The organism is Chitinimonas arctica, assembly GCF_007431345.1.
GTDB lineage: Bacteria > Pseudomonadota > Gammaproteobacteria > Burkholderiales > Chitinimonadaceae > Chitinimonas > Chitinimonas arctica.
Genome location: NZ_CP041730.1, coordinates 5,251,776 through 5,278,660, shown reverse-complemented (window position 1 = coordinate 5,278,660; position 26,885 = coordinate 5,251,776). Strand labels below are relative to the sequence as shown.

The 26,885-nt window shown below is 58.4% G+C and carries 32 protein-coding genes; 5 read left to right on the top strand and 27 right to left on the bottom strand.

The features are described 5' to 3' along the window. Positions 1–2: 2 nt before the first annotated feature. The 12 genes from FNU76_RS23890 to FNU76_RS23835 all read right to left on the bottom strand — a co-directional run bounded on the left by FNU76_RS23890 (position 3) and on the right by FNU76_RS23835 (position 11,462). Positions 3–1,175 carry a phage tail sheath protein gene (locus tag FNU76_RS23890; protein WP_144280521.1) on the bottom strand — a complete coding sequence of 391 codons (1,173 nt, stop codon included), beginning with the start codon at positions 1,173–1,175 and terminating at the stop codon, positions 3–5. 174 nt (positions 1,176–1,349) lie between these two features. Beyond that, the gene (locus FNU76_RS23885; protein ID WP_144280520.1) at positions 1,350–3,758 is read right to left on the bottom strand and encodes a S8 family peptidase; all 2,409 of its coding nucleotides are present in this window, start codon (positions 3,756–3,758) and stop codon (positions 1,350–1,352) included. 152 nt (positions 3,759–3,910) lie between these two features. Further along, positions 3,911–4,348 (bottom strand): hypothetical protein, encoded by a 438-nt coding sequence (locus FNU76_RS23880; RefSeq protein WP_144280519.1) that lies wholly within the window; start codon positions 4,346–4,348, stop codon positions 3,911–3,913. Positions 4,349–4,779: 431 nt separating this feature from the next. After that, positions 4,780–5,322: an immunoglobulin domain-containing protein gene (locus tag FNU76_RS23875; protein WP_144280518.1), complete on the bottom strand. Its 543-nt coding sequence runs from the start codon at positions 5,320–5,322 to the stop codon at positions 4,780–4,782. A 2-nt stretch (positions 5,323–5,324) separates the two neighbouring features. Next, positions 5,325–6,239 carry a hypothetical protein gene (locus tag FNU76_RS23870; RefSeq protein WP_144280517.1) on the bottom strand — a complete coding sequence of 305 codons (915 nt, stop codon included), beginning with the start codon at positions 6,237–6,239 and terminating at the stop codon, positions 5,325–5,327. 3 nt (positions 6,240–6,242) lie between these two features. Continuing rightward, positions 6,243–6,563, bottom strand: coding sequence for a hypothetical protein (locus FNU76_RS23865; RefSeq protein WP_144279090.1), 321 nt, complete (start codon positions 6,561–6,563; stop codon positions 6,243–6,245). Between the two features lie 54 nt (positions 6,564–6,617). Next, positions 6,618–7,232 carry a phage tail protein gene (locus FNU76_RS23860; protein ID WP_144280516.1) on the bottom strand — a complete coding sequence of 205 codons (615 nt, stop codon included), beginning with the start codon at positions 7,230–7,232 and terminating at the stop codon, positions 6,618–6,620. A gap of 8 nt (positions 7,233–7,240) precedes the next feature. Further along, a complete protein-coding gene (locus tag FNU76_RS23855; RefSeq protein WP_144280515.1) occupies positions 7,241–8,950 on the bottom strand; it encodes a hypothetical protein in 1,710 nt (569 codons plus the stop codon). 3 nt (positions 8,951–8,953) lie between these two features. Beyond that, a complete protein-coding gene (locus FNU76_RS23850; RefSeq protein WP_179958276.1) occupies positions 8,954–9,619 on the bottom strand; it encodes a phage tail protein I in 666 nt (221 codons plus the stop codon). Beyond that, entirely contained in the window at positions 9,606–10,490 is an 885-nt protein-coding gene (locus tag FNU76_RS23845; RefSeq protein WP_144280513.1) for a baseplate assembly protein, read from the bottom strand. The genes FNU76_RS23850 and FNU76_RS23845 overlap by 14 nt, the downstream gene beginning before the upstream one ends. Further along, entirely contained in the window at positions 10,487–10,843 is a 357-nt protein-coding gene (locus FNU76_RS23840; RefSeq protein WP_144280512.1) for a GPW/gp25 family protein, read from the bottom strand. The genes FNU76_RS23845 and FNU76_RS23840 overlap by 4 nt, the downstream gene beginning before the upstream one ends. A 7-nt stretch (positions 10,844–10,850) precedes the next feature. Next, complete coding sequence (locus FNU76_RS23835; RefSeq protein WP_144280511.1) at positions 10,851–11,462, bottom strand: phage baseplate assembly protein V; 612 nt, start codon at positions 11,460–11,462, stop codon at positions 10,851–10,853. Between the two features lie 159 nt (positions 11,463–11,621). Between FNU76_RS23835 and FNU76_RS23830 the strand changes: the two genes are divergently transcribed. Beyond that, positions 11,622–12,023, top strand: coding sequence for a Rap1a/Tai family immunity protein (locus FNU76_RS23830; protein ID WP_144280510.1), 402 nt, complete (start codon positions 11,622–11,624; stop codon positions 12,021–12,023). A gap of 22 nt (positions 12,024–12,045) precedes the next feature. Further along, entirely contained in the window at positions 12,046–12,693 is a 648-nt protein-coding gene (locus FNU76_RS23825; RefSeq protein WP_144280509.1) for a hypothetical protein, read from the top strand. A gap of 47 nt (positions 12,694–12,740) precedes the next feature. On the opposite strand, the gene FNU76_RS23820 is transcribed toward FNU76_RS23825, so the two are convergent. Genes FNU76_RS23820 through lysC form a run of 3 tightly spaced genes read right to left on the bottom strand, consistent with a single transcriptional unit; the run spans position 12,741 to position 13,934 of the window. Next, the gene (locus FNU76_RS23820; RefSeq protein ID WP_144280508.1) at positions 12,741–13,208 is read right to left on the bottom strand and encodes a phage virion morphogenesis protein; all 468 of its coding nucleotides are present in this window, start codon (positions 13,206–13,208) and stop codon (positions 12,741–12,743) included. Then, on the bottom strand, positions 13,205–13,681 hold the full coding sequence (locus tag FNU76_RS23815; protein ID WP_144280507.1) for a phage tail protein: 477 nt from the start codon (positions 13,679–13,681) through the stop codon (positions 13,205–13,207). The genes FNU76_RS23820 and FNU76_RS23815 overlap by 4 nt, the downstream gene beginning before the upstream one ends. After that, a complete protein-coding gene (lysC, locus tag FNU76_RS25365; RefSeq protein ID WP_144280506.1) occupies positions 13,656–13,934 on the bottom strand; it encodes an Rz1-like lysis system protein LysC in 279 nt (92 codons plus the stop codon). Before lysC ends, FNU76_RS23815 begins: the two co-directional genes overlap by 26 nt. Before the next feature lie 88 nt (positions 13,935–14,022). On the opposite strand from lysC, the gene FNU76_RS25360 reads away from it, so the two are divergent. Next, positions 14,023–14,154 (top strand): hypothetical protein, encoded by a 132-nt coding sequence (locus FNU76_RS25360; protein ID WP_373279705.1) that lies wholly within the window; start codon positions 14,023–14,025, stop codon positions 14,152–14,154. Positions 14,155–14,207: 53 nt separating this feature from the next. Here the strand turns inward: FNU76_RS25360 and FNU76_RS23805 are convergent, their stop codons facing one another. From FNU76_RS23805 to FNU76_RS23770, 8 genes are all read right to left on the bottom strand, one after another. Further along, entirely contained in the window at positions 14,208–15,017 is an 810-nt protein-coding gene (locus FNU76_RS23805) for an N-acetylmuramidase domain-containing protein (protein ID WP_144280505.1), read from the bottom strand. Then, positions 15,014–15,328 carry a phage holin family protein gene (locus FNU76_RS23800; RefSeq protein ID WP_144279101.1) on the bottom strand — a complete coding sequence of 105 codons (315 nt, stop codon included), beginning with the start codon at positions 15,326–15,328 and terminating at the stop codon, positions 15,014–15,016. Before FNU76_RS23800 ends, FNU76_RS23805 begins: the two co-directional genes overlap by 4 nt. Then, positions 15,325–15,714 carry a putative holin gene (locus FNU76_RS23795; RefSeq protein ID WP_144279102.1) on the bottom strand — a complete coding sequence of 130 codons (390 nt, stop codon included), beginning with the start codon at positions 15,712–15,714 and terminating at the stop codon, positions 15,325–15,327. Before FNU76_RS23795 ends, FNU76_RS23800 begins: the two co-directional genes overlap by 4 nt. 2 nt (positions 15,715–15,716) lie before the next feature. Continuing rightward, positions 15,717–15,923: a tail protein X gene (locus tag FNU76_RS23790; protein ID WP_144279103.1), complete on the bottom strand. Its 207-nt coding sequence runs from the start codon at positions 15,921–15,923 to the stop codon at positions 15,717–15,719. Further along, entirely contained in the window at positions 15,923–16,396 is a 474-nt protein-coding gene (locus FNU76_RS23785) for a head completion/stabilization protein (protein WP_144279104.1), read from the bottom strand. Before FNU76_RS23785 ends, FNU76_RS23790 begins: the two co-directional genes overlap by 1 nt. A gap of 104 nt (positions 16,397–16,500) precedes the next feature. After that, a complete protein-coding gene (gene gpM, locus FNU76_RS23780; protein WP_144279105.1) occupies positions 16,501–17,199 on the bottom strand; it encodes a phage terminase small subunit in 699 nt (232 codons plus the stop codon). After that, the gene (locus FNU76_RS23775; protein ID WP_144280504.1) at positions 17,196–18,224 is read right to left on the bottom strand and encodes a phage major capsid protein, P2 family; all 1,029 of its coding nucleotides are present in this window, start codon (positions 18,222–18,224) and stop codon (positions 17,196–17,198) included. The genes gpM and FNU76_RS23775 overlap by 4 nt, the downstream gene beginning before the upstream one ends. A gap of 35 nt (positions 18,225–18,259) precedes the next feature. Next, positions 18,260–19,066, bottom strand: coding sequence for a GPO family capsid scaffolding protein (locus FNU76_RS23770; protein ID WP_179958273.1), 807 nt, complete (start codon positions 19,064–19,066; stop codon positions 18,260–18,262). A gap of 132 nt (positions 19,067–19,198) precedes the next feature. Here FNU76_RS23770 and FNU76_RS23765 point away from each other — a divergent pair, with 132 nt between their 5' ends. Continuing rightward, on the top strand, positions 19,199–20,983 hold the full coding sequence (locus FNU76_RS23765; RefSeq protein WP_144280502.1) for a terminase ATPase subunit family protein: 1,785 nt from the start codon (positions 19,199–19,201) through the stop codon (positions 20,981–20,983). After that, positions 20,983–22,038, top strand: coding sequence for a phage portal protein (locus FNU76_RS23760; RefSeq protein WP_308418588.1), 1,056 nt, complete (start codon positions 20,983–20,985; stop codon positions 22,036–22,038). The genes FNU76_RS23765 and FNU76_RS23760 overlap by 1 nt, the downstream gene beginning before the upstream one ends. Positions 22,039–22,184: 146 nt before the next feature. Here FNU76_RS23760 and FNU76_RS23755 read toward each other — a convergent pair whose 3' ends face one another. The 4 genes from FNU76_RS23755 to FNU76_RS23740 all read right to left on the bottom strand — a co-directional run bounded on the left by FNU76_RS23755 (position 22,185) and on the right by FNU76_RS23740 (position 26,842). Further along, complete coding sequence (locus tag FNU76_RS23755) at positions 22,185–23,156, bottom strand: hypothetical protein (RefSeq protein WP_144280501.1); 972 nt, start codon at positions 23,154–23,156, stop codon at positions 22,185–22,187. 59 nt (positions 23,157–23,215) lie between these two features. Then, positions 23,216–23,956, bottom strand: coding sequence for an RHS repeat-associated core domain-containing protein (locus FNU76_RS25110; RefSeq protein ID WP_144280500.1), 741 nt, complete (start codon positions 23,954–23,956; stop codon positions 23,216–23,218). Between the two features lie 3 nt (positions 23,957–23,959). Further along, positions 23,960–24,886 carry a transglutaminase family protein gene (locus tag FNU76_RS23745; protein WP_144280499.1) on the bottom strand — a complete coding sequence of 309 codons (927 nt, stop codon included), beginning with the start codon at positions 24,884–24,886 and terminating at the stop codon, positions 23,960–23,962. A 321-nt stretch (positions 24,887–25,207) separates the two neighbouring features. Continuing rightward, complete coding sequence (locus tag FNU76_RS23740; protein WP_263405640.1) at positions 25,208–26,842, bottom strand: recombinase family protein; 1,635 nt, start codon at positions 26,840–26,842, stop codon at positions 25,208–25,210. Positions 26,843–26,885 lie beyond the last annotated feature (43 nt).

The window sequence follows — 26,885 nt, the reverse complement described above, 5'->3', positions numbered from 1 at the left end:
GCTTAGGCGGCGATTTGGGCGGCGAAGTCGGCCAGGTAGCGGTCGGTGATGCGCTGGCGGAGCATGAGGTTTTCCAGCGGGGGAACCGGGGTGTAGTCGTAGTCGATGGACAGCTTGCCGGCCTTGAGCGTCTCAACCGTGTTGATTTCCTCGTCGTACCAGGCTTCCCCTCCCAGGATGTAGCCCCAAGCTTTCAGCTCGCGGAACTTGGCGTTAATGCCTTCGATGATGTCTTTGACGAGCATCGGCCCCATGGGCTTGTCGATGGCCCACAGGTGCGCCTCCGCGATGGTGTCGGCCAGCACTTGCGCGGTGCGGGTGTAATTCTCGAAGCAGAACAGCGGATCGTCGGAGCAGGTACGCGAACCCCAGAAACGGAAGCCTCGGTGATGGACCAGGCCGGTCACTTCGTGGCTGTTGAGGTAGCCGGCATCCGTTGCGGGGTCTTGTAAATCCCAATACACGTCCACCGATAAACCCGACACGCCGTTTACCGTGACGTTCGACAGGGTCTTATGCCAGCCCTGCTCCTCGTCCAGCTTGGCGCGTAGGCCGACCGCGCGGGCAGTTGCCTGGCAGACAGCCGGGGCGTTCTTGGCGGTGTCCCAGGATACGAAATCGGGCCATATCACCATGACTTCGCGTTGGCCGAAGTTGTCGCGATAGGTGACGGCGGCTTCTTTGGTGGTGGCACCATGCGCGGATACATAGGCGAAGGCGCGCAGCTTCTGCGCGATAGCGGCCAACTCGGTAGCGACCGGCAGGCTATCCAGCCCAGGGCAAGCCAGAATGCGCGGCTTGACGCCTAGGCTGGCTTGGGCGGTAAGCAAGGCTTTCATGCCGGTATAGCGGCCGGCCGCATTGACCGCGCCAATAACGTTGGAAGTCGTCTCGGCTTCGCTGGCGCCATCGGCCACCCGCACGACAACAATAATGGGCTTGGCTTGGTCGGCGATAGCATCAAGCGTTGCAGCCAGCGTGCCCTTTGTGCCAGCTTTGCCAATGGCTTCAAAAACGTTGGTAATGAGCTTCGGCGTGTTGAGGGGAAAATAGGCGGCGTCGGCATCGGCGCCCGTGCAGACAATGCCGATAATCGCCGTAGCGATAGTGCGGATAACGCGCGTGCCTTCATTGATCTCAATGACGCGCGCGCCGTGGTGGTAATCGGTGGCCATGGGGGGGCGCAACTCCGGGCGGTGGATGATGCGCTCACCTTACCGTTCGCCGGAGTTTATGCCACGTGACAGTGATTGTGCCGGGCATACAAACAATTACCCCCGCTGATTGCGGGGGCAATTGACCAGTCTGATAGAGCTTCAAATTAAAGCAGCGCCGTTCATTACCTAAACCTACTGCAAGGTATTTGTAACCGTATTCGTCTTGCAGATCAGCGCGCCACCTTGTCTAATCTCAACGTAGCGTGCATAAGTTCCGGCCCAGCTGGCTTGACTGGTGTAGGCCACATTTGCGGGCAAACTACCCAAGGTAGCAAAATAGCTAGCCCAGATATCGGGAGTGCCATTTTTCGTTCCAAACCAATATGCCTCGGCATTCGGAGGAATGTTGGTTCCATTTATTGCGTATGAATAGGGCGTGCCCGCAGGCACCACGGCTGGCGAGGAAGTTAAGGTGCAGGTAGGTGCTGCTAGCAACTCCATTTGCACTGCAGGAGTCGTGCAAACAGGTTCGCCGATTGAATTGCGAATCTGTAGGTAACGCACGTACTTCCCCTGTTGCCCCGCTAGATTGACATACGGATAGGTGATAGGGAATACATTTAAGCTTCCTTGCAAACTACCGTTTGCATCTGGAATCCCATTCTTTGTACCAAACCAAAATGCCTGCGCATTGTTTGGTAAATTCGCCCCTGTCACTGTATAGCCGTAACTTGACCCAAGCGCTGTTACATTCGGCGTCACAGTCAATGAGCATGTTGTCGGCTGAACATCGGTCAACGCATAAACCAAGCCGTGAAATCGATTGGTAAGGAAATCGTAGCGATTTAGGCCATATCCCGCATAGATTTTCAAGCCAGATGCTGAAAAGGGCAATGAGCTACCATTCAGCACTTGGATTTCATGTGTACCCAAGGGGACTGTAGTGTAGGGGACGGAGGCGCTAATATCGCTTGCCGTCCAACCCGTAGGGGTTAGAAAATAGCTTGCGCCATTCTTTGCTACGGCTTGTATATACAAATCCCCTGTTTTCCCGATGTCGCTTTGACCGACATTGATGGTTACCTTGAGCGACGGACGCGACGTATCAAGATTCGTTCCTGTCGCAGTCGCGGAAAACGGACGTATGTACATACCCTTTGCCGCCATCACAGCGCTGTAGGCATCCAGCATCCCCGCGCCGCACCCTGCACAATCAGCGACAAAACGGTGTGCAGTTGATTTTAGAATACTCTTTACTTGATCCGCGTTTAGATTTGGATTTGCGGACAGCATTGATGCAACTACTCCCGCCACATGGGGCGCCGCTTGAGATGTCCCGGCCATAAATGCAAAACCTTCGGGGCCTGGCCTAAATCTACCTTCGTTGTGAATAGACACGATTCCGAATTCATCATTCGTATTCACATTGCCACCGGGCGCAACTATATCAACCATGCTTCCATAGTTGGAATAAGGTGCGCGGCTTCCTGTTGGATCTATTGCGCCCACCGTTATCACACCAGAACAGTTAGCTGGCATCGCATTGCTGACATCCGCATGATCATTGCCAGCTGCCGCAATTAAAATGGCTCCTTTACGCCTTGCTTCATCAATGGCTTCCTGCATGTAAGGGCTGCAAGCGCCACGCATACGGGCAGACATATTAATTACTTTAGCTGGGTTGCGATTCACCGTTTCCATTCGCCTTGAGTTCAAGGTGTTCCAAACAACCTCGGCGCCGGCAGCCCATTTAACGCCATCTGCGAAGTCGGTTATCCAGCCGCCATTCGGGCCTACGCCCCGAATCGGGAGGATTTTTGAATTAAATGCGACACCGGCGATTCCATATCCATTATTAGCTTGCGCACCTATAATGCCCGCAACATGAGTGCCATGCCAGCTGGATTCCTTTTCCCCAGGAGCCCCCTCATTTACATAATCACCGGGGTCGGTAGCATCAAGATCGCGGCTTTGAAAAACAGATCCCGGCCAACCTTCTTGCCCGTCTCTCCCATCGACGGGATCTCGAATCATGTCCACTCCGGGGAGAATGTATGACGGCAAGTCGGAGTGAGGGCGATACCCCGTGTCCACAACAGCTACGATTACACCTGCGCCAGTTGATAAATCCCACGCGGCTGGTGCATTGATTCCGGCTAAGGAATTTTGTAAATTCCATTGTTTAGGCCAATAGCTATCATTCGGAATAAATGACTGAGGAAAAATCGTCCTGTAATTTGGGTGGGCGTACAGAATGCGTGGGTCGCTCTTCATCATCGCTGTTGCAAGCGTTTCTGCGTCGGTATTAAATATGAATCGATCTAGTTTCCAAAGAGTGACTTTTTTTTCGTTTACATATAGTAATTTTGCCTTGCGCCCATGGCGCATGGATGCGATTTGCATCGGGGTGTCGGTTAGTTGTTTATTGTTAGCGGTCAGTACAGCGACGGTTCGGTCGTCCTTAAACCTCACAATAATTTCATCTGTGGCGCCAGAGTAGCTCGAATCAGCTGGCGTTGATGGGTCTGAATACGCCGCCAAAGCAAAAGAGCTAAAGATTATAGGTGCGCCGAATTTTTTAAAAATTGAAAAACCTATCATGTTGCGCTTATTTCCTTCCTCAGGTTGACGCGAGAGTTGGGTGCGCTGCAGGTTACCGGCGCACCAAATGTCGCTTTCTTTTAATAAAATAAGTGATGTATGAAATGGCAGAGCAGCCAGTCATACGCGGGTAAATCTGGGTCGAAGAACGCTCAAGGCACTTGTTTTATGCGCTTGGGGGGGGATGGCAAATCAATGGTTAGCTTTTTGTTTGGCGTGGCAGATACGATCGACGTATTGCTTTTCTCTATGTCGGCGGCAAGAATATCCGCATCGCCATCAGCGATTCTTTTATTAATTGACCACAATTGCAGGCCGCCGCTCAATATCGCATCTAACGTGAGTGTTAATCCATGGCGTGTTGCAACTGTATTCAAGATTTCCTGTTGCGCTGCAATGTTCGGTTTGCCATTGTTATCAAGCATGGATTTGTCAAACTGAATCAGAATTTCTTTCACTTGCGCGCTAGATTCAGATGTCGCTGCTTCCTGTTTATTCGAGTCATTGGTTACAAGGTTTGTGGCATGTGCTATGCCAGTAACCATGATATTGGCCGAGATAATGACAATCAGGGTGATATTTTTATTCATGTTTCGATCCGCCTCGGTTGATTTATTTAGGCCCCAAGTAGCAAGGGCATGTTTTGTTGCTGCACATACTAAAACCAAATCGAGGGGCTGCCTAGCTGCCGATGAATTCGGGACAGAGAAATTTTCAGATGGGCTGAGGTGCCGATTGCGGTATCGGAGGCAAGGCGACAGGAAAAAATAACCCGCTGTTCAGCGGGTCACAATCAGATCCGGCACGGCGCGTACACGGGCAACGCGATGCCGTCCCGTCCTGGCGGTAAATGATCCCATCGACCGCGCCAGCTCAACACGGCCCCACGGATTCTCGCTCTATCCAAGTAAGGAGCGTTGAGAGGCGCCCGCGTGGAGCACACGGGGGGAAGTGGGGGCGGGCTTACCTCTCTCCGCTTGGAAAGGCGCGGGCGGTGGAGTTCGCACCCGCCGCCCTAAAATCAGCCCCGATAGACATTCACGGTCAGGCACGCGAACCTCAGCCGGGCATCGTCCGGCAAGCCGGCATTAATACCTGCCGCATCGCACTGCCACGCCCCATCATCGCCTGGCGCAGTAAACGGGGCGACCACGGTCACCTTGCCGTTCACCGCACGCCCAATCAGTAACCCATCGCGCCCGCCACGCTGGCGGATCGGCAGGCGGAAGCTATCGGCGTAGGGCAACACCTGGCCGTCATCGCCGCGTAGCTCGGCAGTCAAGGTCAGGGTCGCACCTTGCGGGCAGGTGATTTCGTGCCGGTCCAAGTTCACCAGGGTTTTATCGGGCTGGTCGCTGATGACCTTGGTAATCACCAGTAGCGGCAGGCTGGCCTGCGTGGGCGGGACGTAGACGGGCAAATCCAGCGCGCCCGCATAGTCCACGATCAGGTGGCCCGGCATCGTGGCGAGGTCCGCATTGGCGAACCGCTGTATCTCGTCTGGGTATGCAATGAGTCCGGACGACGGGTCGGTTTCGATAGGGAAATGCACTCTTTTATTCATTTTCACAGTCCTGCCAGGGTGGCGACTTGGTTTAGCCAGGCATCGAGCGCGGCGCGGGTGTAGACACCGCCCGTCAAACGCTGGCCGCCGATAGGGTGAAACGTGGTGAAGCGCCCGCCGCCGATATGGCGTAGCAGGACCGTCGTCGCGTTGGTAATCATGCTCAGCGGGAAACCGTCCTGGCTGGTTTGGATGGTCGCCTGGCGGCCGTTCTTGGATAGGCTGAGCATCACCTTGTCGGTCGCGGTGGAGCCCATCAGCACGCCGGCCCCGGCTGCCACAATCAAGGACTCATCCGCGCTGACGTAGGCCAGGCCGCTACCGGCGTAGGCCAGCGCGACGCCATTGCCGGCAACGATGGCGGTCGGACCGGAAACCATGGCGCCGGTCGTGTAGTTCAGCACGGACTTGTACACCCCGCCGTTAACGGTGGACGTGCTGAACAATTGCAGATTGCCGACACCCTCTACCGTGCGGGTCAGCAGGTGCTGATTGCTCGCCAAAGCGTTGGTCGCTTGCGCCGAAAAGCTCCCCACCACGGTCAACGCGCCGGTCGCGATAACCAGCTTGTTTAGATACATCGTGGCCGGCGTGGTATTGCCGTTGTACGACAGGAACCACGCCGCTTGATCCACCGCATCCAGATAAATGGACTCGCGCACCAATGCGGTTGCATTGGGGAAGTCGGCCAGCAACTTGGTCCAGATCGGCACGCCGGCCGCATTAATCAACGCAAAGCCGTTGAGCGAATAACACTGTAAGGCCGAGCCATCGGTCAACCAGCCAATGGGCAAATAGCCGGCTGACGAGCCGGTGTTGTCCCCTATCGCGGCAGGCCGTGACACGGAAGCGGGCCACGGAAAGATCGAGCGCGCCGCCAGGTTGCCGGAAGTACTGGAAAGGATGCGTCTACCCATGGCTCAGTCCTCGTAGCCGTAAGCGCGCGCATCCACCACATTGGCCGCGCTGGCCCGCACATAGATGGATTCCCCGGCCGACATTTGGATGCCGGTGCGTTCCAGCACATTGGAGATTTGCCCAGCCGGATCGAGCGGGGTATTGAATTCCAGGCGGTCGCCATTGGTGACGCCAGCCGTGCCGATGGCAAAGCCGACGGTCACCACGCCGGCGCTGCAATTGACCATGTTCAAGTTAAAAGTCGGGGCCTTGCCTGCACCAGCGGTGTAAAGCGGTACCCAGGTATCGGCCTGCGCAATGCAGGTCTTGCCGAATGTCGGCATAGGATTCTCCAGTAGGAAAAGGAAGTTGAAAGCGAACGGGCGAAGCGCCCCGGACTAGATTTGCGAATGGAATAGCCGCTCGGCCCGGCTAAACAGGGTGCGGGCGTCGCGCCACTCGGCATCCCCGGTCGCCAGGCTTTTCTTGACCAACACTTGGCCGGGCAAGCCACCCGGTGGCAGCTGGGCTTGCAGGCTCATCAGCTGCAACACCCATTGCCGGCTGGCGAGGGTCTTGGTGGGGTCAACAGTCAGATTGACCACGGCGGCATTGCCGAAGGCGACAACCATTTCCATCACGGTATCGACGCCCATGCCTTGCGGTAGGGTGGGCTTGTAGCGCTCAGCGCAATTACCTACAGCAATCAAGTTGCCGGCGCTGTCGTACAAGCCCAGCTCGCGAATGGTGAAACCGCCGTCCGTGATGGGTATCACCACGTTGGCGGTGATCCAGCCGGGGTTTTGCGGATCGACCGTCACCAGATTCAGCGGCCCGCGCCATACCTCATGCACGAGGCGGGTTTGTTTCTCGTTCGGGGTGGTGGCCGCGCCATTGCCGTCGCCGACCGCCATATGGCTTAGGTCGATGGTTTGGCCCAAGGCAATGGCATTGGCGATGCGGGCAAGGCCGATTTCGGTCGGCAGGGTGTACCAGGTCTGTAGCTCGGCCATGGTGGTTCCTAGAAATTGGCGAAGAAGAGCACCCGTGCCAGCGACAGGCCGGCATGGCTATGCGAGAGGGGGGCGGCATCGGTGATGCCGGCAGCGGCAAGCGTGGTCGGCGTACCGGTCAAACTGGCCCAGGGCAAGGAGCCGGTGAACTTGCTGGAATTGCCGGCGTGCCATAGCTCGTACGACACCGCGCCGACCGACCAGCCGCCGACCTTCCACTTGTTGTCGATATCGAGCCCGAAATAAGCCCCATAGCTGCCGGGCCGCAGAAAGGTGAGTACCGCCGCGCTAGCGGTCCCACCATTGCCGGACGCGCGCAGCATCAAGCCTTGCGCGGTGCTGCCGATGGTTGCCAGGGCGGTACCGGCCGGCAGCGAGCCGGCGATGGTTTGCGGGGCGGTGAAAGTATTGCCGGCCAGGCTGGCGGCATCGGTGATACCGAACCCGGCCAAGGTGGTCGGCTTGCTGGTGATGGCGTCCCAACTTGGCGCGATGGGTTGCAGGCTGGCGGCGGTGGCCCGGCCCTTGGCGTCGAAGGTCACGACCGGGATATGCGTCGCGCTGCCATAGCTCCCCGCGACCACGCCCGTATTCGCCAAGGCAGTAGCCAGATAAATATCGGCGCTGCCATCCAGGGCGACGGTGCCCGTGATATCGCCGGTCAGCGACAAGCCGCGCGCGTACTGCCAGCGGCCGGCGCTTTCCACGTTGCCGCTGATTTGTCCGGAGGTGCTGATCGTGACGGTCTTGGTGGCGTCGTTGAAAGCCAAGGCCACATTGCTACCGGCCGCGAAGTTCAACTGCTGGCCGGTGGTTAGGGTCAGCCGCTGCATGCTGCCGTCACCAATGGGCAAGGCATGGCTATGTGCCGCCGCTGCCGCGCCGACACTGGCGGCCGATAGCACAACCGCACCCGTCTGGCCGTTGATGCTGGCGACTTGATTGTCTGGGGTAAGCAGTTCCTGCCAATTCGCCAGGACGCTGGTCGGGGCCGTGCGCAGGATGAAGCTACGCCGCAAGTCGGTCCGTATCGCCACGTCGCCCGGCTCGGCCACCAGCGCCAGCAAGGCGGCCTCGCTCGCGACAACAAAGGTATCGGTAATCGCCAGCGCCGGCAGTTGGGCGGCCGGAATCTTGCCGTCCGCACCGAGCCCGGCGTAACCATTGGCCGCGCCTTTGTTGGCGATGCTTTCTGGCGTAAAGCCCAGGCTGGCCTGCTTGCCATTCAATGCAGCCACCAGGCCCGAGACTTGGGCCAGGGCCAACTGGATGGCCTGTTGCGACGCGGCCGTAAGCCGGCCTTGCGCATTGACCGACAGGGACAGGGTTTTATCGGCTGCGCCATAGCTACCGGCTGCGACGGTGGTGGCTGCCAGCTGCAACACCAAGGTCGGGTCGCTGCCGCCATCGAGCAGGGCGCTGCCCATGGCATCGCCAGACAGGGACAGCTTGCGCAGGGTTTGCCAGCGGTCGGCTGTGGCGGCATTGCCGGTGATATCGGCCGGCAGCCTGCCCAGGTTGTCCAGCCGCAGCAGCTTGCCGGCCAGGGCGGAGGCGACCACGTTGTCGGCTATCCAGTTGTACAGCCAGCGCGTGCGGCGCGTCAGTTGGCCGGCTTGCAGGTTGACTACGCCGGCCGGGCCGCCCAGGACTAAATCGGACGGCTCGATTTGATAGACCGTCGCGGGGAATTGGTTGTCTTCGCTGAGGTTTGCCATGAATTACCCGAATGCGTGCGTGCCGTTGTAGTGGGCGGTACCGTCGTAACTGCGCGTGCGCGGCCGGATATGCACCACTTCCACCAGGGTAATGGCTGCGCCGACGGTGAACGGCAGGCGAGGCAGTTGCAGGTCGCGCGGCTGGTAGGGCATCACCCGTATCGTCTCGCCCAGGCAGCTGGCGGTGGCGACATAGAGCGGGCCGCGTACCCGTTGAATGGCTTGGAAGCGGCGCAGGTGGGACCGCTCGGCTTTGAACAGGGCAACCATGCGCAGGGCATCGGCCACGGCCGCGTCGTCGAGCGGGCGGTCCTCTACCACGACGGCCAAGTCGAACTCGGCCCAATGTGCGCCGGCCGGGTGTTCGTCTAACCGTGGGTTATCGAAGCCGATGATGTCCAGGGCGCGCTTGACCGCCCAGGGCGTACCCTTACGGCGATGCAGGGCCAGGGACTCACGCACCAGCTGGCGCCGCTGGGCATCGGTTTGTGCGAACGCCCAGCCATCCACCGACATGGCCCAGGCCAGGTAGGGCAGCAGCGGGGCCGGGCAATGATCGGCCGACCACAAGGTACGCAGCGCGGACGGTTCAAGCGGCGTGGCGGTGCTGTCCGCCACGGCCCGTTCCAGGGGGGTGGCATTGGGTGGCAGCAGTCTAGCGTTCGTCACTGTTGACGACCTCCAGGGTGATGCCCGCGCAATGCGCCACTTCCCCCGCCCCCATCAGCAGATCGCCGGCCGGCTCCACCAGTTCGACCCGCACAACACCGGGGGCGTGCAAGGCAGCGAACAGGCCCGAGCGTGGCACGTCGCGGCCGATCTTGCGGCAGTCGGTCAGGTAGGTTTGCAGTGCCGCGCGGGCCGCTGCTTCGGCGGGGTCGCCATCGGGGCCGGGGCGGCGATGCAGGACGGTGCGCACGCTGAAGGGCTTCAGGGTGGCGGGCCGGACTTGTACGGTATCGCTAAGCGGCCGGCGTTCGTCGGCGGACAGGTAGGCCGAGACGGTCGCCAGTAGCGCGTGGCTGGGCGTGCCGTCGCCTTCGACCGATAGCACCGTGACGCGGACGGTACCGGGCGTGGGGCTGTCTACGGCCACGTCGGCCACATGGGCGTCCGCCGATAGCGCATGAAACACATAGCTATCGCGCGAACCGGCTACCGTCTCGCCTTCCAGCGCCATCTGGGCGCGCAAGCGTAGGCGCTCGTCGTCTTCGTAGCGCGGCGGGCTCGGCGGCTCGGCTTGCGGGTTGCCGGCATCGAGTACCAGCCGCGACACGCCCAGGAGCGCGGCCAACTGTTCCAGATCGCTGCCTTGGGCATAGGGCAGCAGCACGGCGCGGGCGGCGTCGTTGATGCGGGCGCGCAGGGTCATTTCGTCGTAAGCAGCCAGCTCTAGCAGCTTCACCACGGGCTCGGATTCCAGTGCGGCGGAAAAGGTGGGGTAGAGCTGCTGGAAGCGCGCCAGCTTGGCGGCATAGATCGCTTCAAAGTCCAGGGTTTCGACGACCTTGGGCGGTGGCAGGCGGGCGAAGTCGATCATGCGCCACCTCGCAGCGAAACCGACAGGGCCACGGCCTGGCCGCGAAACACGCCGTCTTGTCGGGTGGCTTGCAGCTCGATGCTGGTCCGGCCGTCCAGGCCACCCGTATGCACCATGACACGCGACGGACGAATGCGCGGCTCCCAGCGCAAGATTGCCATCGCGGTCGCGGCGATAAGCTTCTGCTGGTAGGACGGCGTGGCCGGGTAGTCGATCAGCTCGGGCAGTAGCGACCCGTAATCGCGCCGCATCACCCGGCTGCCGATGGGCGTCAGCAGGATATCGGCCACCGATTGTTCGATATGGGCCAGGTCGCCCAGGGCCTTGCCGGTCCGCGCGTTCATCCCGTGCATGCCGGCCTCAGTCATGGTGCGAGTGGTGGTTAGAGTTGCCGCCGCCATCCATCACGGTACCGGTGGCGGATAGATTGCCTTCGATGGCGATATCGCCATGAATGCGCGCAACCGCACCGCCGGCACCCGTCGCCGTGCCGTAGCCAGCCATGCCGCCCAGGTAGGTCAGCGATTTCTCCACCAGCAGGTTGCCCTTTATGACCGTGTTCGGCGCATCCAGGGTAATCGTGCCGCTGGCCTCGATCAGGGCGGACTGGATACCCGTTGCGGCCAGCACGCCCAGCGCGTGGTCGTAGCTGATGCGGGCGCCATCCGGGTAGGCGGTGACGTGTAGCGAGGGTTGTTTGCTGGGGGCTTTGTGCGTATCGGAAAACAAGCCAGGCAGCACGGCCCCGGTGGCCGGATCGCCGCTCGGGGAAAGCAACATCACTTGCTCGCCCTTGGTGGGCGGGTTCCATTGACGGGTTTGCCCGGCGCGCGGGCTGAGCCACGGTAGCCAGTCGGTGAGCAGCTTGCCGGTTTGCACACGGCAGAGGGCGCGGTCGTGATCGATTTCGGCGATGGTGCCGAAACGCAGGAGGCTTTCTAAACGGCGATTGAGATCGGGGGCGGTATCCATGCACCAAGGATGCCGGGCGCTGGGGCGCGGGTCATGCTATAGACGTTGTACCGGGTTTGGCGACATGTGGGGGTTATCATTATTAATCTTGCACCGCAATCCAGACCACCTTTCATATGGTCTATGCTGCAATATGGTTTTCTATATGGAGGTGAAGTTATGACTGCACCTTGGAAGAAATGGGTTGTTTATTTTTTTCTGGCTGCTGTGTTGTGTGTGGTTAAAGCAGAGCAGACAGGCAATGACCTTTATAGGCAGCTTAACTCGACTGAAGATTGGGAAAGATTGATGGCGACTAGTTATATTCTAGGTGTCGTCGATGCTGAGTTATTCACCATGGCAGTAGAACTGCGGGCGGCGAAAGAATTTAAAGTGTCAAAGCCGCGAGACTACTTAATATCGCACTTTTGTTTTGGGGGTGACGTGACCATGGAGCAAATTAAAGACATTGTTGTAAAACTGCTAAAGGATAATCCGGAAATCCGGCACAAGGAAGCGATTTTTATTGTTCGGTACGCTCTTGTGGATTCCTTCCCTTGTGAACTAAATCCCAAAGAATGACACGCAATAGAAAGGTGTAAAAATGACGGTTGGTGAGCTTGACATTAAAACGCTTGAGGCGGTGATTAAAGGGGCGGCAGCTCTGTCATGGGAGGAATATTTGTTACTTGGCGTTATTAATTTTGTGTGCATTTGCTTTGGTTTAGTGATTGCAGCGTATTTTAGTGAGCGTGGAAAGAATTATGCAACGCATGCAGATTTTAAGATGCTCTTGGATCAGCAGAAACAAATGGCTGAAGCTACCGAATCTGTTAAAAGCGAACTTGCCCGCAACGGGTGGGTGGCTCAACAGCGTTGGCAATTTAAGCAGCAATATTACACGGTCATGCTAAATAATTTAGCGGCCATTGTTTCCAATGCAGGGTGCTGTGCTCAAGAAATAGAGTTGAAAAGAAATGTCGAGCGCCCAGAAATATATAGATCTCATGTGATTAAGTTGGCAAATGCTGTCAATTCCTTAAGCGAAATAAAAGGCATTATTGGCGTGTTTATATCGCTAGAGGCAGAAAAAGCGACCACCGATTTACAGGTGGCGTTCGCTAATTACGATCATTATTCACCGAATCCGGGTGAGATTTGGTGGGGCCTGAAGGACGAGGCCGAGAGAGTTTGCGGGGTGATAAAAAGCGAAGCACGCCGAGAGCTCGGTTTTGAAATTGATAAGCAATAGTCTTCAATATCTTAAGTCCCGAAAACTTCCTTAAGTTACTACTGCTTTTAAGGCGTGATTTTTGCTTTGCCTGATAGGTGCCTTTCGATTTGAAGCGTGAGTATGGCGAGGTCGGGCTCATTGATTCCCAATAGCTGCCGTGATGCATACCGATACTCCGGCCCACCTGGCTTCAGACGGCCATACAACCCAAACTGGTGAACCCGAGCGATACGCCCCACCCGTCCAGCGAATCCGACCGTCGCGGCATTGGCTGCGGCCTGCGCCTTCAGAAAGCGCGCCGTCCGCAACTTGGCGAACATTGGCCGCCGTAGTTTACCGCGCTGGTCGCGGCTTTTACCTGCCTTGCGTGGCACGAATACTTCGCCCTCCGGCGTGACTTGCTGCGCGATACGCTGGGCATTGGCCCGGCGCAGCTCCAGGGCAATCTGGCGCGCCAGCTGTCGGCGCTGGGCGGGCTCTAGCTTCGCCAGCAAGGCGTCGCACCAATCGGTAAGGGCATGTAGATCGTTCACGGTTGCGCATCCCATTCGCCGACCTTGGCGCCCTTGATAAATAGCTCCCAATGCATCACGTCGCCATGCGGATTCAAGGGCGGCTCGCCGACAGGCTGCACCGCCAGCCCGCCAGGCTGCTCGCTCGCCAGCACCCGCTCGGTCAGCGCCAGGGTAATGGCCAGGTCGCTGCTATCGTGGTTCAGTAGCTCGGCCTCGAACTGGAAGCCATCGGCCTGCTTGTCGTAGTTCAACAAGTGGTCCGGTTGGTTGTCCTTGAGCCAGGCCAATATCGGCACGATGACCATATCGGCGTTGCCGTTGAAATCCAGCAACACCAAGCGCAAGCGATATTGATACTCGAAGGACAGCGAGCGCGCACCGGTCGCCCGTATCCGGCCGCCTTCCACGAACACCAGCAGCTTGTCGGGGTCGGCGGCCAGGCTGGGGACGAAGCGGGCGAGATGGTCACGGAGCAATTGCGGTTTGCGCATGGGCGTCGGCCTGGCAAGCAAGGGTTAAATCGACTTGGGCGGCGCACGCGGCCCAGGCTTGTTCGAGTGCTTCAACTTCCCGCAACAGATCCCGATTCGTTTGCGGCTGGCTGGCCGGTAGCCGGCAAGCGCTCAGGGTCGGACAGCCAGTCACGATAAGCGCCAGCATGGGCGAAGGCGGGGCGCTCGCGCAACCGCACAAGCTCAGCAGGCAGACGCATATCGCCCCAAGCACGTAGGGATTGGTTTTCATCTTCGAGTCTTTGATAGGCGCGCTGCCGTTGTTGGAGACGCGCATGTAGGGTGGCGACGGTATCGCGGGCTTCTGCCTGCAGGGCATCGTGGCGGCGCTTCAGTTCGGCCAGGTTTTGCAGCTGGGCGGTGCGCTGCGCCAGTGCGGCATCGGTCGCGGCTTGCTCCAGGGCGGCCAGGTCGATTTGCACCTGGCCGGCCTGCACTTGGGTGTGCCATAGCTGGCCCAGGTTGCCCAGCACGCTGGCGACCAGGGCGAACGACAATAGCCGGATCATGCCGGCACCGCTGCCGTGTCGAAGCGCTCGAAGGCCCGCGCCAACTTCAGGTCGTAATCGTTTTCGCGGTAGCTGGGGCCGTTGTAGAGCCGGGCGAACTCGGCCCATTTCTTGGCCTTCAGCGCCTTATGCAAGGCCGGCTCCGCTTCGATAAAACCGACGAAGGCGGCCAGCTGCTGAGCTTCGCTGGTCACCATGGCGTCGGCGAAAGCTTGCGCGGAGGCATAGCCCAGCCCCTGCCAATGAAAGCCCATAATCTGGAATAGCCCCCAGCTACACGCCTCAATGGCGCAGGCCGCATCGATATGGCGGGCATTCTGGTAACGGTGCCACTCGGTGGTGCCGCCGGCATAGCCGCCACGCTGGGTGCCGACCAATTGCGGATAGCGCAGCGCCAGGGCATCGGCATCGTGGCCGGCTGCCTTCAGCTGGCGATAGAGGACATGCCGTTCCAACAGCAGCACGGGCCGCCCATCGGGTAGGAAGCCGGTCCCGTTGCTTTCCACTTGGTTGATCGCCTTGATACTGGCCAACGGTACGCCGAGCCGTTCGGCGGCGGCGATCAAATCGGCCTCACGCAGGTGGCGTGGGTCGTCGATGCCGGTACGCAGGGCGGTCAAGGTTTTGCGGCCGGCCAGGCCATCGACGACCAGGCCGAAGCGGCGTTGCGCCTGGCGCACCGCTTCGGCGGTTCGTTCGCCGAACCAGCCATCGGTGGCAACCGGGATGCCGGCGCGGTTCAGTAGTTCTTGCAGCTCCACCACATCCAGGCCGGTGTCGCCGTGGGTTAGGGTTGTGGTTTTCATGGTGTCTTCCTCAGCAAACGGGATAGGGGATGTTCGGGGCGTGCCGCATCGGTGCGGAACAGCTGGGCGAGATTGCCACGCGTGGCGAATAGGGCGGCGGCCAGCACCGTGTGTAGCGCCAAGCTCGCGCCATCGACCGGTACCGGTTGTCCACAAAGCAAGCGAATGGGTACCGAAGCGGCCGCGACGGCGAGGACGTAGGCCAGCCAGGCGGCGCGGGGGTGGTGGGTGGCGGACCCGCGTTGGAAGACGAGCAAACGGCAGGCCATCAGCGCGCAGACCAGCGCATTCAGCAGGACCAGGCGATTCATTTTTCTGCCCCGCGCTTTTGGATGGCGGACAGCAGGGCCAGCGGCTTATCGGCCTGGCCGATCAGCCACAGCAGCAGCTTGACCGCCACGGCGGACAGCAGCAGCGCACCGACACCAGGGCTGGCGGTGATGCTGGCCGGCAGGGCGAAGGCAATCAGACTGGTCGCCATCCGCGCACCGATGCAGCCGGCGCAGAAGGCGACGAGGAAGAAGCCCAGCTTGCGGGCAAGCTTCAGCTCGGTCGAACTGAGTACAAACACGATCGCGCCGGCAAAGGCGCCCAGGACGATTTCCGCCTGTAGCCCTGGAAACAGACTTATCAGGCTGACGGCAAACAGACTGGTGCCGGCGTAACTACTGGTGGCGGCGGTGACGGGTTCGGCCATGGTTAATCCCAAAGTTGAATTAAGGGTGTGGAAGGGGGCGGCGCGGTCAGTTCGGGCAGTTCGACGGCGGTACCGTGCGGCAGGGTCGGCCCGAAATCGGCCACTCCGCGGTTGTGATTGAGGACGGCCTCCACCACGCCAGCGGTGCGACCGTAGTAGCGATGACAGAGCGCATCCACCGTGTCGCCCTGCTGGGCATGCACCCGCATCAGATCAATTCCACCGTGCTACGACTGAGCCCCAACAGATCCCGGATGGCCCAGCGGGCGTCGCGGCGCAGGGCGTCGGCGGTGGGCTCCAGTTCGTCCGCATCGCGGTCGCCTTTGCCGCTGCTGTCGTAGTTGCGGTAGCGCTCGACCAGATTGGCATGGGCCAGGCAGGCGACGGCGCGCTGGTAGCGCTGCAAGTGGATGCTTTGCACGTCGATCAGCTCGGCCGGTACCTCGGCCAGATTCAAGCGGCCGAGCCCCTTGTGGGCGTCGGCCCACACCGCCAGTTCGGCATTTACGCTCGCCATGGCTTCCACCGTGGCAGCGCGCAAGCGTTCGGTCGTGACGGTCCCATCCAGGCGCTGGCTGGCGCGGATGGCGGCCAGGCTGACAGCTGGAAAGAAAGCGGCATTGCGCACGCTATCCGCGCCCGACTCGGTGGCCGGCGCGATGGCGATGAAACTGGAAGACATAGGCACTCCGAACAGGGGAAGAGGGTAGGCGGTGGACGGGGTGTCGGCTGATGGGCAAGCCCTGGCCTTGCCCCGTGCCGCCTAGGTTGCGGGGTACGCCCGGTTTAGCTGCCGTCCGGGGGCGTTGCCCCGGTCGGCGCTGAGTTCCTTAGCTCGCGTTCGAGCTTGTCGATGTCCTTTTTGACACCGCACTTGTCGTGCAGCTTGAGCGCCCTTTGCAGCTGCTCCAGGGCGGTCGCCCGCAACATGGGCACCAGCTCGCTGGCCGACTTCGGCACTTCGACCAGCAGCGCGTAGGCAATGGCTTTCGCCAGCTTGGCGCGGACCTCGTCCGGCATATCGTGGTCGATGAGTAGCTGGTCGGCTTCGATCAGGATTTCATGCGGGACCGGCTCGCCGCGCAGCGCTTGGTCGGCGAATTCCTCCGCCAGCAGGCAAGGCAGATTGCGGCCGAACTGGTCGGGTAGCAGCAGCTGATAGCGCAAGGCGTACTCAGCGATTTGCAGCGCGCCGCGCCAGTCGCCGGCATCGATACGCCAGACCATGACCGTCATCAAAACAACGTCCTGTGCGCCGTTACCCTGCAAAGCGCCTTCCACCCAGGGGATGTATTCGGGCAGCAGGTTGCGCTTGACCTCGATTTTTCGGGCCAGGCTTTCTATCTGCTTCAGGCGGCGGCGATCTTCGTGCAACTTCGCCAGCATGAGTTCGTAGCCTGTGGCGTTCGCCATGGTCGCGTCGGGCGCGGCCAAGGCTTGCGCCGCCATCCTCAGGGCATGGGCGCGGGCGGGGCTAGTCGTCATGCGGCCACCAGCTGGATGTTTTCGGCGAAGGCGCCCGCGCCGAAATCTTCCACCACGTAGGCGTCATTGCTGGATTCGTAGTTTTCCACTTGGTCGCGCTTGGCGTTGTCCACCACGGTGCGGCGGCGGCTGCCTTCCTGCCAGTAGATGGACAGGTTTTCGTAAGTGGTCACCAGCAAGGCATTTGGCGGAAAGTAAGGCACTCGCACGGCCGGCAGATTGCCGATGCGTTTCTGGCTAATGATTAAATCGGCGGCGGCCTGTTCGGTCGGCGGCTGCTTGCTGTTCACCAGTGGGAAATACTTGTCATGCAGCAAGTTGCGGCCGCAAATCACCAGTAGGTCGGGGTTCTCTTGGTGCCATGGGTCGATCAGGTTCGACACCAGATCGAACACCAGGGCGTCGAGATTCTTGTAGCCGTCAGCCTGCACGACCGCGTCGCCGATCTTGATGGCCTTGGTACCGGCTTTGACTTCGGTCAGGGCATGCGAACCGTTGGCGAACTCGCGGAATTGCTGCAGCCAGCCCTTGTTCACGTCTTGCAGCAGTGGATTGGCGACCCGGTCGGTATCGGCCGCGACGCGGGTACCGTTAAAGCCGATCGTGATGCGGTCCAATGCCTGGCGCCGGACGATGGCGTCGCGCAGCCGGGTTTGGAAGTCCGGGAACTTGGCCCATTGATCCAGCTTGCCATAGCGCAGATGGGTGTCGCTATTGGTCTTTTCGCAGCGGTAGCGCTGCGCATCCAGGGTGCTGGCGTCGGTGGTCTGGCGATCCTTGCTGGCGGTATCGGTTCGGCTGGCAATCGGGCCGCTGATGCCCAGCCCGAGCTTTTCCTCTTCCAGCTCGCGCACGCCGACGATATTGATGCGGGACAGGAATTCGCTGGATTCCTGCATTTTGCTTTCCAGCTTCTGCTGGACCGTGGGCGCGACCGCAAATTTGCGGGTGGCGCTGCTGACGCCGTTCAGTTGTGCGACGGCATCGAGATAGGCGTCGAACAGGACGCGGGTTTCATTACGCATGGGGACTCCGGTAAAGGGTGGTAGGCAGGGCGGGCTTAGCAGTCGGTGACGGTGAATTGGCCGGCATTGCCTCCAGTGGCGAACGGGCGGGGCTTGCCGACAGGCTGCTTGTCCTGTTCGGCCTTGAGCTGGCGGAACTCTTCGCGCGCTTCGCCCAGTTCGGTTTCCAAGCGGCTCACGCTGTCCTTGAGGGATGCCACGTCGCCCAGCTGTTCATTCAGATCGCCCATGCCTTCGGCCACCGATTCCAGCACCTGCGCCACGTCGCTAAATTGCTTGTCGTTCTTGCCCTGCTTGCTGCTCAGCAGCTTGTTGAGCTTCTCCAGGGCGGCGCTAAACAGGCTGGGGCTATCCTCGTCGGCCAGCGCAAAATCGGCTGCAATGGCGGGGCTAAACAGCGTGGTTTCGGACAACTGGCGGCTGAGATGGGTCGCCGAGAAAGCCAGCCGCTCGGTGCCCAGACTGGCCGGGCTATCGGTGACGCCCAGGCCGACCAGATAGGCCTGGCCGGTACCGGCGAAATCGGGTTCGACTTCAATCGACGTATAAACTTTCTGGCTGGCCTTGTTCATCGCCACTAGCTCGGGGGTGGCATCCAGTTGGGCATACAGGCCTTGCTTGCCGCCGCCGATGTCGCGGGCTTCCAGCGCCAGCACGTCGCCGTAGGCTTTGTAGGGGCTCTCGGGCAAGGTGCCCCGGATATGTTCCAGCCAGATGCGTGCGCCGTAGGTCTTGGGATCGAAAGTGGCGGCCATTTGGGTAATCCATTCGCGGGGAATGACCCGGCCGTCGATAGACTTGCCCTCGGTGGCGATGCGGAAAAGTTTGGTTTTTTGGTTCATGGCTGGCTCCGTTTGAGGAATGCAGCCATCTTCGCGGCCACTCCTTGAGCCGGCAACGCGGGCCGGTTGTGCCGAGCGCCGCGACAATCCGCCCCGCGTGGCTTCGCGTGCGGAGGGCGGCAGCATGACGGCATGCCATCCACACCAACCCGCCCCCAGCCACATGCTGCCACCATCGAAAGCGATCTCGATCCGCGCCGGCAAGCGCGCGCCCTGTACTGGAAGGGCATGCGCATCAGCCGCATTGCCGAACAGCTCGGTATCAAAGTTACGACCCTGCACAGCTGGAAACGGCGCGACCAATGGGACGCGACCGACCCGATAGACCGGGTGGAAATGTCGCTCGAAGCGCGCATTCAGTTCCTGCTGGCGAAAGAAGACAAGGACGGCCGCGATTTCAAGGAAATCGATTTGCTCGGCCGTCAGGTCGAACGGCTGGCACGGGTTCAGCGCTACCGCAGTGGCGGCAATGAAACCGACCTCAATCCTAAGATCGCCAACCGCAATAGCGGCCCGCGCAAGCCCCCGGAAAAGAACGCTATCAGCGACGAGCAGCAAGCCCAGCTGACCGAGTCGTTTATGGCTTCGCTGTTCGAGTATCAACGGCACTGGTACCGGGCCGGCCTGGTCCAGCGCGTGCGCAATTTGCTGAAGTCTCGCCAGATCGGCGCGACCTTCTATTTCGCGCGCGAGGCACTGATTGATGCGCTGACGACCGGTCGCAATCAGATCTTCCTCTCGGCCAGCAAGGCCCAGGCGCACCAGTTCAAATCGTACATTCTCGACTTCGCCAAGACGGCCGGGGTGGAGTTGCGTGGCGACCCGATCAAGTTGCCGAGTGGTGCGGAATTGATCTTTCTCGGTACCAACTTCCGCACGGCGCAGAGCTACCACGGCAATTTGTACCTGGATGAGTACTTTTGGATTCCCAAGTTCCAACAGCTGCGCAAAGTGGCGGCCGGGATGGCCTCGCACGCCAAGTGGCGGCTGACCTACTTTTCAACGCCGTCCAGCCTGAGCCATGAGGCCTATCCGTTTTGGTCCGGCAAGCTGTTCAACAAGGGCAGGCCTCGCGCCGAGCATATCGACCTTGATACCAGCCATGCGGCCCTGGCGGCTGGGCGCCGCTGTGAGGATGGGCAATGGCGGCAAATCGTCACGGTCAAGGATGCGGCGGCCGGTGGCTGCAACCTGTTCGACCTTGACCAGCTTCAATTGGAAAACTCGGGCGAAGAGTTTGCCCAGCTGTTCATGTGCCAATTTATCGACGACGGACAGTCGATTTTTCCGCTGGCGATGCTGCAGCGTTGCATGGTCGATAGCTGGGTCGAATGGGCCGATTTCAAACCGTTCGCCATTCGGCCGTTCGGCTATCGCGAGGTGTGGGTGGGCTACGACCCGGCCCACTCGGGCGACAGTGCCGGCCTGGTGGTGTTGGCGCCGCCGCTGGTGCCTGGCGGCAAGTTCCGCGTACTGGAAAAGCACCAGTTCAAGGGCCTCGACTTCGCCGAGCAGGCCGACAAGATCAAGCGCATCACCGAGTGTTATCACGTGACGCATATCGGCATCGACACGACCGGGGTCGGCCAGGGCGTCTATCAGCTGGTCAAGCAGTTCTACCCGGCCGCCGTCGCCTTCAATTACTCGGTGGACGTCAAAACCCGCCTTGTCCTGAAAGCCCTGGATGTCATCAGCCACGGCCGGCTTGAATTCGACGCCGGCTGGACCGACCTGGCCGCCGCTTTCATGGCGATCCGCAAGACCGTTACCCCCAGCGGCCGACAGGCCACGTTTGAAGCCAGCCGCTCGGAGGAAGTCAGCCATGCCGACCTCGCTTGGGCATGCATGCACGCCCTGGCCGCTGAGCCCCTCGAAGGCGGTACCGCCACCAATCGTAGTTTTATGGAGATCGCCTGATGCAGGCTATGCAATACGCCGCCGATACGACCGGCACCGACACCACTGCCGACGCCGCAATCCGGGCCGGCTTTGAAGTCTTCACCTTTGGGGACGCTATTCCCATGCTGGATAAGCGCGAGCTATTCGATTATCTCGAATGCCCCGCCTACATGGACAAATGGTACGAACCGCCCATCAGTTGGGACGGCCTGGCCCGTACCTACCGGGCGGCGGTGCATCACAGCAGCGCCATGCAAATCAAGCGCAATCTCTTGGTCAGCGGTTACCGGCCGAACGCGCTGCTCAGCCGAGCCGACTTCACCCGCTTTGTGCTCGACTATTTGACCTTCGGCAATGCCTACCTCGAAGCCAAACGGAACAGTCGCGGCAAGCTCATCAAACTGCAACCGGCCTTGGCCAAGTTCACCCGGCGTGGGGTGGATATGGATACCTATTGGTTTGTGCCGGGCCATGGGCAGGAACATGCTTTTGAGCCCGGTCAGGTGTTCCACCTGCTGGAGCCCGATATCAATCAGGAAATCTACGGCTTGCCGGACTACCTGAGCGCGAACCACTCGGTATGGTTGAACGAGTCGGCCACGCTGTTCCGCCGCAAGTACTACCTCAACGGCAGCCATGCCGGTTTTATCCTCTATATGACCGACCCGGCGCAGAAGGAAGACGATATCAACAACCTGCGCACGGCCCTGAAGAACAGCAAGGGGCCGGGGAATTTCCGCAATCTGATGGTGTACGCGCCGAACGGCAAGAAGGATGGGCTACAGGTGATCCCGGTATCGGAAGTGGCGGCCAAAGATGAGTTCTTGGGCATCAAGAATGTGACCCGCGACGACCAATTGGCCGCCCACCGCGTACCGCCGCAAATGATGGGCATCATCCCGCACAACACGGGGGGCTTCGGCGACGCGGCCCAGGCGGCGGAGGTGTTTGCTCGCAATGAGTTGCAGCCGCTCCAGGAGCGCATGCAGGAGGTGAATGCGTGGGCGGGGGAGACGGTCATTGCGTTCACACCCTACGCTTTATCGGAGGAGGAGCCCCGCAAGCCGAAATGACCGTTCATCGGCAAAAGATTATTTATCCCCCAAATGGGGGATACTGCAACCTTCCTCCTCCTCTGGCCGCCCTTCGGGACGGCCGTTTTTTTGGCTGTAGGCAAGAAGCAGGCGAGCCCGACCAGGAGGGACCGTTCTTGCGCAGCCTACAGCTCGCTCAGACCTTCGATTAGCTTGCTTTCAAGCTCGCCGGCCAGCACGCCGTAAAGCTGAGTATATCCAAGCAAGCCGGCCGCCATTTCATCCATATCCAAATAGAAGGAATTATCAAATTCTCCGAGCGGGGAAATCCTGGCGATATCAAGGCGGAGAGTGGAGAGGGTCTTATGATTTAGTCCTTTCTGCTTGCTGCGTCGCAAATCCATCACGAACGTAAACATTTTAGGGCTAATTCGCCTTTCGCCATTCACTATTTCGTATGAGTAGCCATCAAAACCCCAGGCATCACTAATCATTGTAATGCAGACAATCCAATCATCCACGAGCGGTTTAGTAAAAAACGTATAAGCCTTGCTAGAGATTTTCTTGTTTTGCTCAAAGCCGAATCGTCCCAGGCCGTGGCTAATAATTTCGTCTGCACACTTTCGCGCGTCCGCATCACCATAGCGGGACCGAGAATGGGGCGGGCGCAATAAGCACTCGATTTCTGTTGCTCTTAGTTTTATGAAATTATCTATACACGCGCGGCGCCGTTCGGCTCTCTGGCTATAGTCGAGCTGATAATATGTCCGTCGGCAAGGGTCAATTTCTAAGCGCCATTCTTCCATTCCATCTGGATCGATGGTCTTGCGCAATTCCCCTGTTGGGTCATTCTCTTCTCGCAACTGCGCGAGCAAGCTTGATATATAAGGAGTATGGTAGCTGCCCGACTCGGCTAAGCCGAAAATTGTACGAAACGGGTTCGCGAATTCTTCTTTGGCTCGCTCAATCTCAATGGTACGATGAAGTGTCAACTCTTGTTCGTTCTTCGCTAGCCCTTCAAAGAGTTGTAAGTGCGCCCGAAAAGCGGTTACACCTTTTGCGGCAAGTTCGTCGCCTATGCGATAGCGCGATTCTCCGATCCCCACCAGCTTTGAAAGCAAATACGCGGACGCTTCATAGCTAAGTTCCTTCAGCATTGAGTAACCCTTTTACATTTTAAATATGCGCAACTTGTGTCCAAGAAATCATCGTCTGCTTAAGGAAAAAGCAGTATCCACGCAGGTATCGGAGGAAGAGCCCTTGTCGGAGATGTCTCTAGCTCATTCTGAGTAGAGGTAGAGGTGCGGCGCTTTAAGCTATTGACTGTATAGAAAAGTAGGCCTGAATCAACATTCGAGTCCGGCCGGATCGTAACGTCGAAATCGTAGCCGCCCTTTTCAAAAGAAAGATGACATTGTGGCGCCTGGCAAAGCCTGGCAAGGAAATTCGGCCCATTCCCGGGCTGCCAGCCAGATTGACAATATTGCGCCAATTGCTTAGCCCCTTCCGCATATTTTGGACCGCTGGCCCAGCTTGCCGGTTTCAGCTCCCAAACCTTGCCAGTTGATCTTCTGAACGCGTCTGGACGATAGTCACCTATGCCATGCGTAACATTGGATTGATAACCATCCGACGTCATAAGCTTTCGTACCTGCTTAGTAAACTCACTATGCACGTGCGTACCTACAAGATAGGTAGGCATATAGCCTGCCGATGAGTCCGCGCTTTCTACACTCAAACCGAGGGGATCGATATTGCTTAGCGGATTGCCAGCGACATATGCATATGGGTTCAAACCGCCAGCTAGCCCGATGGGGTCGCTTTGGAGATATCGACCTTCAGCTGGGTCGTAATCGCGTTGAATGTTGTAATACGTTCCCGTCTCTTTATCGAAATACTGTGCATGGGCTTGTATGCCGCACATAAATAGGACGACGGCAAGTAGTAGCTTTCTCATTACTTATTCTCCACGTAAGCCGGACAACGGCTTGACGGTATCGGGATCGACAAAACCTAGTTCAATTGCTTTTTTCCCAGCTTGCTGGGATTTTTTCATATATAGCTCAGCTGAGCGCGCAGCGTTGGGTAACTTGCTCTTGGCAATGTGGTTGCTCTTCGCGAAGTACCCGAGCCGCAGGGCGTCCTGAAGATCAGCAGATTTTGGGTTCAATTCGGCGGCTCTTTCAACGCGACTTAGCGCCTTATCACCATCGAATGCAACTGCGCTCACGTAAAGGATATTTCCTAAATATTCGTGGTAATTTATGTTGGACATATAACTACCGCTTTCCATGCCGCGTGGCGAGGGACGAAATCGCCCTATATACGATTGATCTGTAAAATACTTCCCCCCGCTTGTTGCTTCGATGTTTTGCTTGGCAAAGGGGAAAGCTGAATATCGAAGGAACATATGGTCGGGGGCGGCTACCGGATATAAGGGGTAGCCCAACCGCTGGCCGATGGCGATATAAAGCAAAGGAAGAGTGAAACAAGTTCCGCGCTTGGCATCCAGTGTTTCGTTCAAGAAATAGTTCAGCTTGTTGCCTCGCGCATTCAATGAATGATCGTAGCTAAAGCCTTCATTCCGAATCACGGTATTTAAGGCGCGGATACGCTGTTCCGGATCGGTTGACCCATTGGCTAGTCGCTTTACTTTTTCCGCCAATAGATCAATTCTGCGCGAATAGGCATTCACGTCGATATCGGGATAGACATCCTTCGCAATAGTTAAAGCGGCAATGCCAATATCAATCTTTTGCTCTGGTAGCTTAAATAGTTTTTCAACGTCAGGAGAAAGAAGAGCTGCGGCAGCAAATCCGTATGAGTTTAGGATTAGGGAAAGTATCGCACCTATAAAAACTTGGCGAGTTGATTTCTTTAAAATCATGGGGGCCTTAAATTGAGCCGATTAAATTTTCACAGGGCAGAGGATAAGGAACTATGCGAGCGAAAAGGAATATAAATTGCGCTTGCGCTTGTGACAGCGCGGGCGCGATTGTACAGCGGTGCAAGACTGTAAGCAATTTTTGCGGTAGTAGAGAGTCCGTCGGCCCGCTTCCCAGGTGGAAGATGCCTACCCGGCACCGTTTGCGCGCGCTCGTATCCCCGCCACGCCTGCCCGCTTCATTGGGCTCTATTCATGCATTCGCAAGCGCCCCTTCCCGCCTGCCGCTACCTGTGGAAGCGGCAGGGGCGGCGAAGGCAGCAATCATGCGATTTCATGCACCAATGGCATGCGCACGGTGAGGGCATTGGGGAAGACGTCAATGGTGGCCTTCCAAGCGCCTGTGCGGCGATCAATTCGCAAAAGCCGAGTGCGCCCGCCTTTGACGACCAACAGCACGTCTACTGGCCGCTGGTGCCCAACCTCCAGTTGCAAGCCACTCGCATAAATGACGATGCGCTCGAATGTCTCGATAACAAGTCGGCGAGCCTTCATCCGGGCATCATAGTCTTGCCCCAGAACCCCGTCGGCTAACTCCGCCCATGCGTCCGCATATGCCGGAATCGCTTGGTTACTCAGGGCAGAAACTTCATTTTCCGCGAGCTGCTCTTGTTTCTTTTCCTTTTCTAATTCGGCCTCCAACTCCCTCGCCTTACGTAGGAACGACGATGGGATGCCTTCCCCCTCAGCCTCGACAATCGCTGTCGTGATTCGCTCAATTTGATTTAATAGAGCCTCTACTTTCTGGCGGCTTTGCATAAGGCGCAAATTTGAAGCCTCGACGGCCTGATTTCCTGAGAGCAACGAATTTAGATTGATTTGGTCGGAACAGTAATTCATTAGTGCTTTTTCAATGGGTGCAACACTTACGGTTCCACCGCTACAGCCCTGACCTTCTGATATTCCCGTGCAAATAAGACGCCGATAGCAATCCCTCACAAGGGACTCAGGGGTCTTCTTGCGCGACGTAATATTTTGACTGGCTACTGACGCTCCACAGTATCCGCAATAAGTCATTCCAACCCCTGTAATGACGCTTGGGATTTCTCCCTTACCCACCTGCCGTGCTCTTCGAGAAATAACTTGCTGAAGCTCCTCGAATTCGAGTTCAGAAAGGACCGCAGGGTAGTATCCCTTAAGCCGGTATTCCTTCCCATCCACACGCAGTATCTTGTCACCTACAAGGGCACGCATGCGCAGAACCCTATAGAGGTGACTCGTAGATACATTCGCCCTACCCGAGATGGAAAGCTTCTGCTCTGAAAGCGCCCGTACGATGTAAAGTGCCCCATGGCCTTGCAAGAAAGTTAAATAAGCAAAGCGCACTGCTTCCGCTCGATCAGAGACAAGAGCCCATTCTTTTCCCGTCCATTTTAACCATCCTGGATCGCCTCCATTTCGTATCCGGCCTCGCCACAGCCCGGCTTCCCAAAGCTCGCATTGCTTATGGATTGCCGCCTTTACACGTTTGCTCTTGGTGGCCGACTCTTCGTGCGCGCGAATCATCACCAAAAGGCTATAGACGAGGTCCATCGGCTGTTCTATCAGCCGTTCACGGTTGTATTCTTTACCGTCGCTTGCCGTTACGACGGTTATCCCCGCATTGATAATCTGAGTGAGCTGCGCTTGTGCTAGAAGTGGCTCGGCGCGACTAAGTCGGTCTAACCCCTCGACAACCAAGCAGGAGCCACGTGCAATGCGTCCCTCATCTACCGCTGCCAAAAAAGTACCAAACGCGCCTTGACTGACATGCTTTTGATGGAAGGCAGACAGCCCCTCATCCCTAAGAGACAACGACTCATCAAGCAAAAGATTACGCTCAGTTGCCCACTTCGTTGCGTAGAGGATTTGGCGATCCGCACTATTTCCGGAAGCTTGGCGCGAATCAGAGAATCGCAAGTAACTGTATACTTTAGGCTTTTCCAATTTCAGAGGCTATGTG